Here is a 14987-nt window from a genome sequence, read left to right on the forward strand (position 1 = left end):
CCACTTAGAGAGTGACTCCGGATTTGAAGATGGCAATTTCCCGGTATCCTTTCTTTTCGTTGTTTACGAAACGGCCTCCGGCGACCTCCAATATGAATCGGATAAACTGCTCGCTGAGGGTTTCCATCGATTCACCTTCCACCAACGTTCCGGCATTAAAGTCAATCCAGCCGGGTTTGTTTTCCGATAGAGCGGTGTTTGTCGATATCTTGACAGTGGGGATAAACGTGCCGAAAGGTGTTCCGCGTCCGGTGGTGAAGAGTACCATGTGGCAACCGGAAGCCGCCAGTGCTGTGCTGGCCACCAGGTCATTGCCCGGGGCACTTAACAGGTTTAGTCCGCGGGTGGTTAGCCGGTCTCCGTACATGAGGACATCTTTTACTTTGGATTTACCGGACTTTTGCGTGCATCCCAATGACTTTTCTTCCAGTGTGGAGATTCCTCCGGCTTTATTTCCCGGTGAGGGATTCTCGTAGACCGGCTGCTTGTTCTCCAGGAAGTAGGCTTTGAAATCGTTAATCAGACGGACGGTTTTGTTGAACAACTCTTCTGTCGCGCAACGGTTCATCAACAATGTTTCCGCACCGAACATTTCGGGGACTTCCGTCAGGACGGTTGTTCCTCCCTGTGCAACCAGGAAGTCGGAGAAGACACCCAGCAACGGATTGGCCGTGATGCCGGAGAAACCGTCCGAGCCACCACATTTCAGTCCGACGCGCAGTTCGTTCATGGGAATGGCTGTCCGTTTATCGGTCGAGGCGATTGTGTATAATTCCCGTAGGATGTTCATTCCTTCTTCGTGTTCATCCTTTACCTGCTGGCAAACCATGAAACGGATGCGTTCGGTATCGTATTCTCCAAGAAATTCGCGGAAAGCATCCGGCTGATTGTTTTCACACCCCAGTCCGACGACTAACACGGCGCCGGCATTCGGATGCTTCACCATATCACGTAATATCTTACGGGTATTTTCGTGGTCGTTGCCTAATTGTGAACAACCGTAATTATGGGGAAAGGCAACGATGGCATCGACCTCTTTTCCCGAAGTTTCCTGCCGGAGCGTTTCTGCCAGTTGGTTTACGATGCCATTTACACAACCTACCGTAGGGATAATCCATATCTCGTTACGGATTCCCACATCGCCGTTCCTGCGACGGTAGCCGTTAAAGGTCAGACCTTTGTCGGGAATGTCCAAAGTCGTGTCCTGCGGTTGCCAGATATAGTCCTGCAAACCTTCCAGATTCGTTTTGATATTCTTCTCGTTTACCAGGGAGCCTGTGGATATATCCTTCCGGGCATGTCCGATAGGGAAACCGTACTTGATGATGGACTCGCCTGTTTTAAAGTCTTGCAGCGCCACTTTGTGACCGGCTGGAATTTCTTCGCGGACAGTGACGGTAGTAGTTCCGACAGTTATATGATCTCCTGCCGATAGCGTATCGACGGCTACGACCACATTATCGGCAGGGTTTATTTGGATCTGTTTTTTCATCAGAGAATCTCTTTTACGACTTCGCGCATTCCTTTTTCCTGAATGGCATCCAGGTAGTAGACTATTTTATCGGCCAGGCCGGGTATTTCGTTCAGGTTTTCTCCCCAAATATCTTCTGCTGCCAGGATTTTACCGGCAACTTCCTGCGTGGAGCCTGTCGCCCAAAGGGTTTTCATCAGGGAGATGTTTTTCGGGTCGTCATTCGGAACGATTGCAGTTCCGTCTGCCCGGTTGCCACCTTTGTAGTAGGTTAAAATTGCTGCCAGTCCCAGGACGAGCCCTTCCGGAAGTTTTCCTTTCCGTTTCAGGTATTCTTTCAATCCCGGCAGGTCGCGTGTCTGGAATTTGGGGAAAGAGTTCAACATGATAGAAGTAACCTGATGGTCGACAAACGGGTTGTTGAAACGTTCCAACACATCGTTGGCGAACTTTTCCAGTTCTGCTTTAGGTAGGTTCAATGTTTCCATCAGTTCCTCGAACATTACCTTACGGATGTATTTTCCAATGACTTCATCCTGACAGGCATCCCGCACGATGTCGATACCCGACAGGAAGGCTACCGGTGACAGGACAGTGTGCGGGCCGTTCAGCAGCGTCACTTTCCGTTCATGATACGGCGCTTCGGATGGGACAAACAGGACATTCAAACCCGCTTTATCAGCTGGAAATTCGTTGGCAATCTCCTGTGGTGCTTCGATGACCCATAGATGGAATATCTCAGCCTGCACCACCAGGTTATCGTTGTATTGCAGTTTCTCTTTGATCGCGTCGATGTCTTTGCGGGGGAAGCCGGGGACGATGCGGTCGACTAAAGTGGCATAAACGCCGCAGGCTTCTTCAAACCAATTCCTGAACTCTTCACCCAGTTGCCACAGGTCGATATACTGGTAAATCGTTTCTTTCAGTTTGTGTCCGTTCAGGAAGATGAGTTCGCAGGGAAAGATAATCAGACCTTTGCTTTTATCTCCGTTGAATGTTTTAAAGCGGTGGTATAATAACTGGGTTAGTTTGCCGGGATAGGAAGCTGCCGGAGCATCCTCCAACCGGCAGGCCGGATCGAAAGTGATTCCGGCTTCGGTCGTATTGGAGATGACAAAACGTATTTCCGGTTGTTCCGCCAGCCGGATGAATGCCTCGAAATCTGTATAGGGATTCAGTGAACGGCTGATCACGTCGATCAGTTCGAGGTTGTTGACGGTTTTGCCTTTATCCAGTCCCTGGAGGTTGACATGATACAGGTTGTCCTGCTTGTTCAACATATCGACCATCCCTTTTTCAATAGGCTGGACGACTACGACATTGCTGTTGAAATCTGCTTTTGCATTCATATTCCAGATAATCCAGTCTACAAATGCCCGGAGGAAGTTCCCCTCGCCAAACTGTATGATACGCTCCGGCCGGGTGATGACCGGAACGTTTTGTTTATTTAATTCTTTCATTTTACTTTTATCTGTTTACGACGAAGTTACGTATCTGGCATTCCGTACCGATGGAATCGGGATTCTTGTCTTTCGAGATGCGAAGTACCAGTTTATGGGTTGTGTCGTCTAATTCTGTTTCAAACATATATACCCAAGGGATATAAAGATATTTGCTCCATTGAGTGAAAGTATCCAACTTTTTGAATGGGGCACCGTCGATGCTGTATTCAAGGATACCTGCTGTCGGGCCGGGCGTACAGAAGATGCCGATTGCTTTTCCTGTGAAATCGAGTGTCAGTTTGTCTCCGGGACGGGTTGCTTCGAGCATCGGTACGTCTGCGAATCCTCTCCGTTTTTCGTATTTGTTGTCCGCCCGCCAGGAAGGAACGTATTTCCAGCCTTTATTCAGCTTCGCTTCTTTCAGGTCGATGAAATCACCTTTGTAATAACTGTATTCGTCGAGCGGTTCTTCCGGAATCTCATGGGCAACCACCGGGCTGTCGGGAGTAATTCCTTTCCACATGCTATCGAACAGGTGGTTGATGGCTGCGGCGTAGAATGTATGTCCGAACGGGAGCGGATGGGTTCCGCCGAACTGTTCCCAGGTGAACTCGCCGTCCTGCATCCGTTCGCCTATTTCCTGCACGAGGTTGACTGACGGTATGAGGTAATGGTTGGCTACCCGTTCATGGTTCAGGACTACGTCTGGCTGTTGCTTTTTCGCTACCATCGGGATAAACGGGTCGTAGATGAAATGCAACATGATAATGTCCATTTCAGGATTGCTCAGTAACGCATGACGTACTTCGCCTTCCATGCCGCGCACCTGTTCCAGTGGGGTAAAATAGTTGGTATGGTCGTTTACGGCTGCTTCAACGAATAGCAAATCTATCTTTCCTTTCGACAGCACGTCATTTTGCAGGCGGAAAGAACCCGGTGTCGTACCGGTAGAACCGATGCCGGCTTCCACGAACTCGAATGTGGTATAGGGGAAACGTTGTTGCAGCTGCTTTTCAATCCTGTTCTTCCAACCGTTCATCTCCGTGATGGAACCGCCCAGGAAGGCGACGCGGCCTTTGCGTTCTTTCTCAAACTTGACGAATGAGTTTTGCAGGCTGCCGCGCACATTGTAATGCAGGTACTTTTCATATTCCGGCTGATGGCGGAGGATAAAGTCCACGACCGGTTCCGGGTTTTCGAGGCTGTGCGGATGGTGGTCCACACCCGGTTTGATAATCACTTCAACCGGTCCGCCCAGTGCCAGGTAACGGGAACGGACTACGTCCATATTGTCTTTAAAAGGAACAGTTTTGTCGCTATCTCCGCAAACGCTGATGATAGGGATACCTGCTTTAGCCAATGGTTCCAGGTTGTCAATCGGGTTGCCTTTGAACGAATTCATGTCTTCATCCGTCAGGTTCCATTCCTTCAACAGGTCGTTCCATAATGCTGCATTTTTTCTTCCCGGCCAGCTGAACACGTCGCAGACGGGAGCGTCGATATAGATACAGGCTATTTTGTCTGTATTCTTAGCGGCCCAGTTCAACGCATACAGTCCGCCACGGCTGAATCCTTCCAGGGTTACTTTCGGTGAAAGTCCGTAGTAGTTTTTCATGTAGTTATAGAAGTCCGTACCCCATGCAACGGCACGCGGGTTGCCGTAACAGTGTGTCACATCATAATAGGCAACATGGAATCCTTTTTCCAGCAGGGCCTTATCTACGCTGGGGAAAGCGTTGAAGAAGGCGGGACGCCAAATCCACGGATTCCCTTTGGCTGCCTGTTTCGGCACGACGACGATTGCGTCACGTCCTTTAAACTGAAAGTCGTAGCGGTCGCATCCGTTCCACTCGCTTTTGAAACCGGGAAAGGCCTGCATCCGGTGAGATGATTCCTGTCCGGTGATTGCCTTGTACACCGTTTCCGCAATCTTATGTGCTCCGACAGGGTCGGGATGCACGTTGTCAGGAAAATGCTCTTTCATACCGCTTAGAGCCGTGTGTAAATCGATGACCGGTAATTTGTTTCTTTTCGCAACCTGATCGATTACAGGGATAACGCCATGTTCGATAATACTGTCGTTAATACTGTATTGTACCTGGTAGGCTTTGGGGGGATAACACAGGTAGATTTTTGGCTTGGACGGTATCGCCTTGAAGGCGCTGACCATTGTCTGAATATCCTTGGGCAGGTCTGCCTTGTATTTCCAGTTGAACGATTTGGAATCGTTTGTGCCCAATTTGATAACGACGATGTCCGGATTGTACTTTAAGGCATCCTGAAACATCTGCTCTTTCATGTACGGATGATCGCCTTTCATCAGCATGGTGCGGGCACTGAACCCGAAGTTGCGGACTTCATAACCCCGTCCGAGCATTTGCCCGAGCACCGACGGATAACTGTCACGGTCGCGGTTCGCAATACCAGCTCCGAAAGTAATACTGTTTCCTACACAAGCTACCCGAATCACTTCGGTAGCCTCCTGCGCCCAGCCGTTCAGGCCGGCGATTAAAATAAATACAATTAGATTGATTAGCTTTTTCATGGTAACTTATCTCGATTCATGATTATTGTTAGAGAAACCTTGCGAAGATAATGAATTTTTTGATATCTCAGAACTCTACAAGAATACGAAATACTTTCCCCGGGTCGGCACTCCATTCCTGCATGGCTGTCAGCGCCTCTTCAGGTGTTACTATTCTGGAAATTAAGTCTTCACGCGGACAACTGTCCTGTTGGAGATAACGGACTACGGCCCTGAAATCTTCCGGCAGTGCATTGCGCGAACCCCGTATATCCAGTTCTTTCTGCACGAAGTATTTGGTCTGGAAAGTCACTTCGCTTTTGGCATAACCGATGCATACCACCCGGCCGGTGAATGCGACTTCATTCACTGCCGTCACATATGTGGCTGGACTTCCAACGGCTTCGAAGACTACGTCCGGTCCCAGCCCATCCGTCATTTCCAGTAAACGTTCATGCACATTCTCCGTGCGTGAATTGATAGTGTAACGGGCACCGATGCGTTTGGCCAGTTCCAGCTTATCGTCATCCAGGTCCATCGCGATGACGGTGGCTCCCCGCAGGGCGGCACGTACGATTGCTCCGCAGCCAATCATTCCGCAGCCGATTACCAGGACTGTGTCGATATCGGTCACCTGTCCCCGGGAGACGGCATGGAAACCGACGCTCATCGGTTCAATCAGGGCACAGTCGCGGGGAGAAATGTCAGTTGCCGGGATGACCTTCTGCCAGGGGAGCGACAGGTATTCGCCCATGGCACCGTTGCGTTGTACGCCGAACGTCTCATTATGTTCGCAGGCATTTACCCGTCCGTTGCGGCAGGCGGCACATGTACCGCAGTTGGTGTAAGGGTTGACGGTTACACTCATGCCCGGCTCGAATCCGGCGGGGACGTCCGGACCGACAGCTTCGATTACGGCTCCGACTTCATGTCCGGGAATGACAGGGAGTTTTACCATCGGGTTACGTCCCAGGAATGTGTTCAGGTCGGAACCGCAGAATCCGACAAACTTGATTTTCAGAAGAACTTCACCGCTCTTTGCTTCCGGTTTCGCTATATCGACCACTTGCAATGTTGAGGGAGCGGGAATTTGTATTGCTTTCATATACATTATATATATTAGTAATTAATCGACTACTTTATAGCCTTTCCATCCGTAGTAAGCACAGAAGAGGAAGCAAACCAGCGGAATGAGATAAGCGGTATAATAGATAGCTTCGAAATGATGCATCACGTAGGCTGTCAACTGGGGCAGGCAGGCGTTTCCTACAATCGCCATGACAAGGAAAGCCGCTCCGCTCTTGGTGTTGTCTCCCAGGTCTTTCAGCGCCAGCGAGAACTGTGTCGGGTACATGATCGACATGAAGAACGAGACAGCCAGCATGGCATACAGTCCGATCGTGCCGCCGCATAATGCAATCACTCCGCAGAGTATGACATTCAGCAGGGCATTGATCAGCAGCATATCCTGCGGACGGAATTTAACCATCAGCAACGTACCTATCCAACGTCCCAGAAGGAAAGCCAGCATATACAGGCCGAAGAAAGTCGTTGCCACAGATTCCGATAAACCGGCATAACTACAACAGTACACCAGAAACAGGCTGTTGATGGCCGTCTGTCCCCCGTTGTAGAAGAACTGTGCAATCGCCCCCCAGCGCAAATGCGAACGTTTCAAAACGCTGAAATCTATCAGCTTTCCGTCTTTGTCCTTTCCGCTGTGTTCCTCATCCTGTATCCGGGGCAGTTTGGAGACGATGAATACAACCGCGATGATGATTAATAAAAGTGCTAATAGAAGATACGGTTGCTTCATCGAATCCGTTTCAAACTGTATATAGGCTTCCCAGCCGCCGGGATAATCGGCGGGCAGGGTGGTCCGGGTATAGTGTTCTCCGCTCAATACCAACTTACTGAGAAACATGGCGGCGATAAATGCCCCCAACCCGTTGAACGACTGGGCCAGGTTTAGCCTGCGTGGTGCCGTCTCCGGATTTCCCAGAGCCGTAACATACGGGTTGGCAGCCGTTTCAAGGAAACACATGCCGGTTGCGATGATAAAGAAGATTGTCAGGTACGCCCAATATTCTTTCAGCATGGCTGCCGGGAAAAACAGTAATCCTCCGAAAGCGGCCAGCAACAGTCCGAAGATGATACCGGCCTTGTAGCTGTACCGCTTCATGAACATGGCAATCGGTATCGGGAAGATAAAGTAAGCCAGCCAGTAGGCCGTTTCGGTGAAAGAGGCTTCGAACGTATTTAGTTCGCAGGTTTTCATCAATTGTCTGATCATGGTAGGCAACAGGTTGCTGCTGATTGCCCACAGGAAGAAAAGGCTGAATATCAGTGCCAGTGGCAAGGCGTAATTCTTTTGTTTCATACTATATCGTGTTAGGGTGTGTTTACTCGGACATGTTTTTAATATAAGGTAACTCGATTAGCCGTTCGAAGCCGTAGAAGGCGGCGGCATTTTCTCCCAGGAAAAGGTCTTTCTCCCGTTCCGTCAGTTCACCTGTTTTCAGGATAAAGTCGTACGACATTTTATAGGTAATAGCCGTAATCGTTCGGGGATAATCCGAACCCCACATCAGTTTATCCATGCCGGCCAGGTCTGCCGCCTCGCGTATCGCTTTGACGGCCCCGTGGAAAGGATAAAACTCATCGTTGAATAACCAGGTAATACCTCCGGATTCAATACGTACATTCGGGTAACGGGCCAGGCGAATCTGCGCCAACCAGTTCGGCCGGGTAACCATACCGAAATGTCCGATTGCAATTCGTAATCCGGGGCATTCCTGTATCACCTCTTCTAATTCACCGGTCTGGACGTCGCCATCGGCCAAATCGATGGAGAGGAGCATATCATTGTTTTCCATAAAATGGAACATTTCCATCATCTCGTTGCAGTTCAGCCAGACGCGCCCTTCTTCGAGCAACAGGCGTTGGGCGGGAATTTTGATTGCCCTGAATCCGCGTGCCGCCAATTCACGTGCCTGTGCCAAATAGCCGGGACGGCGAAATTCACAGAGGCCGCATACGAAGAAGCGGTCCGGGTACTGCTTAACAACTTCCAGCAGATAATCATTTTGCAGGCCGTCGATAAACTCCTGCGTGATGACGGCAGCCGAGACCTGTGCATAATCCATGTTTGACAGGAATATCTCAGCCGTGTTCCTACCGTCGGTGATAAACGGAGGAACCATCTGCCGGATTTCGCCCATGAAGAGCGAACGTCCGTTGGTCAGTGTCCGTATCGGCATCCCGTCGACTACCGTGTCCTGCCGGAGCCAGAGATGTGAGTGGGCATCTATAATTTTTCTGTTCATGGTATTTTCTTTAAAGGTTATTTATTCTCCGTTTTAAGAATTCGACCAGCTGACCCGTTTCTGGTCGCCGATGATTTCCTGTACTTCGCGCACCAGCTTCCAGTCGATGGGTTCTTCTATGTATTGGATATTCTTCCTGACATTTTCCGGATTGGCGGAACTGAATAGGGTGGTCGCTATCCGCGGGTTGCTTACGGAATATTGCATGGCCAGCTTTTCTATCGGATAACCTTTCGAAGTGCAATGTTGTACTGCTTTCCGGCAGGCTTCTACCAATGCCGCCGGTGCCGGATGCCAGTCGGGAACGCCCCGTTGTGACAGCAATCCCATCGAAAGGGGGGAGGCGTTGATGATGCCAATCTGTTTCGATTCGAAATAGTCGAAATAATCAGCCAGCTTATCGTCGTTCAGGCAGTAGTGGCAGAAATTGAGGATGGTTTCGACCGTACCTTCGGGCACACGGTCGATTACCCATTGCAGGTTTTCCAGTTGCAGGTCGGTGATGCCGACGTGTTTTACAATCCCTTTGTCCCGTAATTCGACCAATGCCGGCAATGTCTCGTTCACCACCTGGTTGAGGTCGGCAAATTCGATGTCGTGAACGTTAATCAGGTCGATGTAGTCCAGATGCAGGCGTTCCATACTTTCGTAAACGCTTTCGGTGGCCCGCCGGGCGGAATAATCCCAGGTGTTCAAGCCGTCTTTACCGTAACGGCCTACTTTAGTCGACAACAGGAAATGGTCGCGCGGAATATCTTTCAGCGCTTTTCCTAATACTGTCTCCGCCTTGTAATGCCCATAGTAAGGAGAAACGTCGATAAAGTTCATCCCGTTTTCAATCGCTGTGAATACAGCTTTGATACTTTCCGCTTCACGGGTTTCGTGAAATACGCTTCCCAGGGAGGAAGCTCCAAAACTTAGTACGGGAACTTTCATCCCGGTTTTTCCGCAATACGAGTACTTCATGGTTTAAATAGATTGAGTTTGCAATAGTTCAAAAGTATAGCTTTTATGTATTGATAATAACCGCTTTGTGCATAAAAATCTACGCAAAGGTTTGCGTGGCAGGTCCTGTCGGATATAAACGGCTCAATGTCGGCATACAATAGCATCTATCTCGGAGGTAATCGCTTGTATCTGCCGGAAAAAATATATATTTGTCGGACCTAATCGGATTTGTGATGCCTAAGAAAAGACACATATCATTGAAAGACCTGGCGAAGGAGCTGGGTGTTTCCGTTTCTACCGTATCCCGTGCGTTGAACGACAGTTACGAGATCGGTCCCGAGATGAGGGAACGCGTGAAAGCGCTCGCCGAGGAATGGAATTACCGTCCGAACCCGTTTGCCCTTAGTTTGCTGAAGAATACGCCCCGTATTATCGGCATTATCGTGCCGGATATTGTCACTCATTTCTATTCGTCCATAATCAGCGGTATCAATGATGTGGCGCGCAAGAACGGGTATTCGGTCATTATCACTTCTTCGTATGAGCAATATGAGCAGGAGCAACATTGTGTGGAAGACCTGGTGAATATGCGGGTGGAGGGTATGCTGGCCTGCCTTTCGCAGGAAACGACCGATTATGCCCATTTCCTTTCATTGGAAGATATGGATATCCCGCTGGTCTTTTTCGACCGTGTCTGCCTCACGAATGCGATTCCTTCGGTGGTGGCCGACAATCAGGAATCGGCAAGGGTGGCTACCAGCCATTTATTGGAATCCGGTTCGAAGCGGGTGGCCTTTCTGGGTGGTTCCGACCATTTGGCTATTGTGCGGCAACGTCGGGACGGGTATATAGAAGCCTTGAAAGAACATAGCTTGCCTGTTGAAGAAGAACTGGTCGTTTGTAAGAAAATGACTTACGAGGAGGGACGTGAAGGATGCCGGCAATTACTCTCATTGCCGGAACCGCCTGATGCAATCCTGGCAATGAATGACACATTGGCTTTTGCCGCCATGAAAGAAATCAAGAAACATCATCTCCGCATACCGGCCGATATCGCCCTGATCGGTTATACCGACGAACTTCATTCCAACTACGTGGAACCGGCATTGACAGCCGTTACCCATCAGACCTATAAGATGGGAGAGGAATGTTGCAACCTGCTTCTCAAGCAAATCAAGAAACGGGAGAAACCACGGCAGATTGTCGTTCCCACCCATTTATCGATACGGGAGACTTCGGTTAAGAAGCCTGGTTCTGTTTCTCGAAATCCTTAGGCGTTACCCCGAACTGTTTCAGGAATATCTTGCTGAAATAGGAGGGGGAGTTGATTCCTACCAGATAACATATTTCGCCAATCCGGTGTTTGCCGTCCAGAATCAGCTCCGCCGCTTTTTTCAGACGGATGAGGCGGATGAAGTCGTTCGGCGACAGGCCGGAGAGGACTTTTATCTTACGTAACAGGCTGGAACGGCTCAGGCAGAGTATCTCTGCCAGTTTCTCCACACCGAAGTTTTCATCGGTGATATTTTCATGGATGATGGCTATAATCTTGTCCATAAATTCCTTGTCAGCCTTGTTCATCTGCATGTTGTTGACCGGGAAGAACGGGCGTTTGGAGAAAGCCTCGCGTTCTTTCTGGCGGTTGTTCAGCAGGGAGAATATCTGTGTTGTCAGGTAATTGAAAGAGAAAGGTTTCTCCACGTATGCTTCCGCCCCCAGGCGCAGACCGTTGATTTTGCTATCGAGGTCGTTCTTGGCGGTCAGGAAGATGACGGGGATATGGCTCAGTTCGATGTCGGCTTTCATCTCTTTACATAGTTCGAGGCCGTTCATCACAGGCATCATAATGTCGCTGACGACAATATCGATATGTTGATTGCGCAGGATTTCCAAAGCTGCCTTTCCGTCGGGGGCCGTCTCCATAACAAACATCTCTTGCAGTTTCTCTGCCAGGAACGAACGCATGGTATCGTTATCTTCCACCAACAGGAGCGTATAGTTGCGGCTTTCCACATTGACGGTTGTCCCTTCTTCGGGAAATATGAATTCTTCCTGAATAACGGAGTTTTCCTGTTGCCGCACTTTCTCCTGGGCAAGAGGCAGGGTCAGGACAAACGAATTGTCGCTATTTTCGGTATCCAGCCAGAGTTTGCCGGAATGAAGCATGGCCAGCGAACGGGCCAGTGGCAAGCCGATACCGGCGCCTGTCGTTGCCCCTTCTTTCTTATTGATCTGATAAAAAGGCTCGAATATCTGTTGGGTGAGTTCGGCAGGTATCCGGTTTCCGTCGCTGGTGACGCGGATACTGAAGGTGGTCTCTTCACGCCTCAGCTCGATATGAATGGTATAGGCCGAATATTTGAGTGCATTGTTCAACAGGTTGCTCAATATCTTGGTAACGGCTTCGCGGTCGATAGCAGCTGTGATTTCTTCTTCGGGAATATCGACCGATAATTTTTTATCCTGTTGGACGATGGTCGGCTCGAAGCGCAGGATGGTGTCTTTCAGCAGTGTCGTAACATTGGTCCAGGCAAAATCCATCTTGAATTTGTTGGCCCCGATCTTCCGGAAGTCGAGTAGCTGGCCGGTCAGTTCGAGCAGGCGCTTGGTGTTTTGGGCGATTACGGTCAGGTTACGCGTGATTTTGCTGTCCTGGATATTCATGTCGAGGATTGTTTCCAGCGGACCGTTGATCAGTGTCAGCGGCGTGCGCACTTCATGGGCTATCTCCGTAAAGAATTCTACCTTAGCCTCATAGAGTTCCTTTTCTTTTTCTATCTCGAAGAGTTTCTGTTTCTCTTCCATCTGCCGTTCCTTACGGCGTTTGTACCAGCGGAACCAAGCATATATCAGGCAGAGTACCAGGATCGCATAAACGGCATAAGCCCAGGAGGATAGCCACCAGGGAGGAAGGATGACGATACGGAGTGAGGTAACCGGCTGGTTATCGTCTTCAATCTCAGCTTTTACCAGGAGCGTATAGTTGCCCGGGGGCAGTTTGGCATACGAAATATTCTGGTTATTACTGGTTTTTACCCAATCTTTGTCCAGCGGGTCCATTTTGTAGTAACATTCCTTGCTACGGGCAGATGAATAAGAGGGCAGTGCTATATCGAAACTGATATTCGACTGGTCGTACGGCAAGGTGATCCGGTCGGTGTGCAGGATGCTTTTGTTCAACGGGGAGTTGGGGGTATGTACGGTTACTTCCTTATTATATATGCTGAACTTCGTGATGTAGACTGGAGGAATGGAATCGGTCCGCTGGTCGTCATCCGGATTGAAAGCGATCAGTCCGTCGATCGTTCCGAAGTAGAATTTGCCGTTGCTCGCTTTGAGTCCCGAATTATAATTGAACTGGTTGCCGACTAAACCGTCGCGGGTAGTGAATACACGGATATCCCCGGTTTCCGGTTTGAACTTGACGAGCCCCTGGTTGGTCCCGAACCAGAAATAATGATTTTTATCTTCCAGTATTTTATAAGCTACATCGTCAGGTAGGCCCTGTTCTTTGGAGAACGTGGTGAAGTTGTCATCCGCCTCGTTGTACCGGCAGATGCCACCCCGGTCGGTAGAGAACCATATCTGTCCTCTGCTGTCTTCCATGATGGAACTGACGGAGTTTGAACTCAGGCTGGCAGGGTCCTGAGTGTCATTGACATATTTTTTATAAGAATCATCTTTCGGATTGTATTTCCATACACCGCTCCCCATCGAGGCAAGCCATATCTGTCCTTTTTTATCTTCCAGCATGCATACGATCCAATCGAGCCCGATCTCCGGTATCCGGGTAAAATCGAACGAGCCGGCTTCTGCCCTGGATAACCCCCAGGCATTTCCTACCCAAAGACGGCCCCGGCTATCGATCAACTGGGAATATACGCTTTCTTCGTCAAGATTTAATTGCTGGTGGTTGAGATGTTTGATCGAATGGTTGGATATATCTATGATATCAAGTCCGTATTTAAACAAACCGCAATATATTTTGCCGTCGTACATACTCATGGACTGGGTCATGAGATGGCTTTTCCTGTCGGATTCCGGATAGTTGATCTGTGTCACTTCTCCGGTTGCTGGATTTAGAATGTTGATACCGTTATCTTCCGTCCCAACCCAGATGTTGCCTTCGGGATCTTCCGCCAGTTCGCGGATGCGGCGGGTATTCAGCGAATTTTCCGAACTGGAAGGGACGAACCTTTCAAACAATAGTTTGTAGTTCGGTAAATGGTTGACTCCGCCGAATTTGGTACCGAGCCAGATGCCTCCTTCCCTGTCTTTATAGATACAGAAAATAATATTGTCGGAAAGGCTGTACGAATGCATCAGGTCTTCCTGGAGATGGGTTACTTTTTGGGATTGTTCGTCAACGATGAACAGTCCGGCATGCGTGCAGACCCAAAGGTTATTCTGATCGTAACAGACCACGTCGCGTAAGATGGTGTGATGTACTCCCGGGGCGTTGACTGTTTGCAGGGTATTTGTCTTGGGATTGTACTTTTTCAGTTCTCCGTCATGGATAGCCAGTGCGATCCAATCGCCGTAATCGCACATAGAGAAGATGTGGGCCCCCATCAGGGTGTTGCCATCCTTGTCGGTATGATGCTGAATGAAGGAGTCTGTTTGCGGATTATAGAGGAACAGGCCGACACCGGCTGTCCCGATCCAGACTTCTCCGTTTTCCCTGACGCAGATGGCGCCGGGGCTTTCCCGTTTGATATTATCTTTGTTGGTGATGGCGTAATAATATAATTTCTCGTCTTTATAACGGAAGACGCCCTGGTCGGGAATCAGTATCCAGATATTACCGGAATGGTCGGAGGTGATTTTGGCAACCCAGTTACCCATCTGCTCCCCATTTTCGGTTTTCTGGTCTATAAACGTGAACAGGTCGTATACAGGGTCATAGATATATACTCCCCGGTCTGTACCTACCCATAGTTTTCTGTTCTCGTCTTCAAAAAGGGCGGAGATGTTGTGATCGCCTTTTCCAGCAATGTAATCATCGCAATTGATCGTTTGGATAGAAGTACCGTCATACCGGTTCAGTCCGTTTTTGGTGCCGAACCACATAAAACCGTAGCTATCCTGTAGTATTACTTTTACCTGGCTTTCCGACAAACCGTCTGCACTCGAAATATGCGAAAAGTAATAGTTGAACGATTTTCTGTTTGCTGCATATAGCTCGGACAGACAGATAATCATCAGGAGAAGATATAGTATAGATTTTCTCATAAAGACAGCCTGTAAAATGTTGTATGTTTTCTTCATACAAAGAT

General features: G+C 49.2%; 9 protein-coding genes. 1 reads left to right on the forward strand and 8 read right to left on the reverse strand.

From position 1 onward, the window contains the following. Positions 1–4 precede the first annotated feature (4 nt). The 7 genes from C825_RS03325 to C825_RS03355 all read right to left on the reverse strand — a co-directional run bounded on the left by C825_RS03325 (position 5) and on the right by C825_RS03355 (position 9729). Positions 5–1492, reverse strand: a complete 1488-nt coding sequence (locus tag C825_RS03325) for a UxaA family hydrolase (protein WP_009860767.1) — start codon at positions 1490–1492, stop codon at positions 5–7. Then, on the reverse strand, positions 1492–2931 hold the full coding sequence (locus C825_RS03330) for a tagaturonate reductase (protein ID WP_009860768.1): 1440 nt from the start codon (positions 2929–2931) through the stop codon (positions 1492–1494). Before C825_RS03330 ends, C825_RS03325 begins: the two co-directional genes overlap by 1 nt. Positions 2932–2938: 7 nt before the next feature. Beyond that, positions 2939–5458 (reverse strand): GDSL-type esterase/lipase family protein, encoded by a 2520-nt coding sequence (locus tag C825_RS03335; RefSeq protein ID WP_010801388.1) that lies wholly within the window; start codon positions 5456–5458, stop codon positions 2939–2941. A 67-nt stretch (positions 5459–5525) separates the two neighbouring features. Further along, positions 5526–6542, reverse strand: a complete 1017-nt coding sequence (locus tag C825_RS03340; RefSeq protein WP_010801389.1) for a zinc-binding alcohol dehydrogenase family protein — start codon at positions 6540–6542, stop codon at positions 5526–5528. Positions 6543–6563: 21 nt separating this feature from the next. Beyond that, positions 6564–7817, reverse strand: coding sequence for an L-fucose:H+ symporter permease (gene fucP / locus C825_RS03345; protein WP_010801390.1), 1254 nt, complete (start codon positions 7815–7817; stop codon positions 6564–6566). Between the two features lie 22 nt (positions 7818–7839). After that, positions 7840–8763, reverse strand: a complete 924-nt coding sequence (locus tag C825_RS03350) for an amidohydrolase family protein (protein WP_010801391.1) — start codon at positions 8761–8763, stop codon at positions 7840–7842. 33 nt (positions 8764–8796) lie between these two features. Next, positions 8797–9729 (reverse strand): aldo/keto reductase, encoded by a 933-nt coding sequence (locus C825_RS03355; protein ID WP_044214984.1) that lies wholly within the window; start codon positions 9727–9729, stop codon positions 8797–8799. Positions 9730–9944: 215 nt separating this feature from the next. On the opposite strand from C825_RS03355, the gene C825_RS03360 reads away from it, so the two are divergent. Further along, positions 9945–10985 carry a LacI family DNA-binding transcriptional regulator gene (locus C825_RS03360; RefSeq protein ID WP_009860774.1) on the forward strand — a complete coding sequence of 347 codons (1041 nt, stop codon included), beginning with the start codon at positions 9945–9947 and terminating at the stop codon, positions 10983–10985. Here the strand turns inward: C825_RS03360 and C825_RS03365 are convergent. Continuing rightward, positions 10951–14943 (reverse strand): hybrid sensor histidine kinase/response regulator transcription factor, encoded by a 3993-nt coding sequence (locus C825_RS03365; protein ID WP_180334975.1) that lies wholly within the window; start codon positions 14941–14943, stop codon positions 10951–10953. The genes C825_RS03360 and C825_RS03365 overlap by 35 nt on opposite strands. Positions 14944–14987 lie beyond the last annotated feature (44 nt).

It is taken from the genome of Parabacteroides sp. ASF519, from assembly GCF_000364265.2.
Classification (GTDB): Bacteria; Bacteroidota; Bacteroidia; order Bacteroidales; family Tannerellaceae; genus Parabacteroides; species Parabacteroides goldsteinii.

Bases quoted from the DNA above. Each gene is read 5' to 3' on its own strand.
- C825_RS03365 (WP_180334975.1), bottom strand. From the start codon at position 14,943: ATGAGAAAATCTATACTATATCTTCTCCTGATGATTATCTGTCTGTCC.
- C825_RS03350 (WP_010801391.1), bottom strand. From the start codon at position 8,763: ATGAACAGAAAAATTATAGATGCCCACTCACATCTCTGGCTCCGGCAG.
- C825_RS03355 (WP_044214984.1), bottom strand. From the start codon at position 9,729: ATGAAGTACTCGTATTGCGGAAAAACCGGGATGAAAGTTCCCGTACTA.
- C825_RS03325 (WP_009860767.1), bottom strand. From the start codon at position 1,492: ATGAAAAAACAGATCCAAATAAACCCTGCCGATAATGTGGTCGTAGCC.
- C825_RS03340 (WP_010801389.1), bottom strand. From the start codon at position 6,542: ATGAAAGCAATACAAATTCCCGCTCCCTCAACATTGCAAGTGGTCGAT.
- C825_RS03360 (WP_009860774.1), top strand. From the start codon at position 9,945: ATGCCTAAGAAAAGACACATATCATTGAAAGACCTGGCGAAGGAGCTG.
- C825_RS03335 (WP_010801388.1), bottom strand. From the start codon at position 5,458: ATGAAAAAGCTAATCAATCTAATTGTATTTATTTTAATCGCCGGCCTG.
- C825_RS03330 (WP_009860768.1), bottom strand. From the start codon at position 2,931: ATGAAAGAATTAAATAAACAAAACGTTCCGGTCATCACCCGGCCGGAG.
- fucP (WP_010801390.1), bottom strand. From the start codon at position 7,817: ATGAAACAAAAGAATTACGCCTTGCCACTGGCACTGATATTCAGCCTT.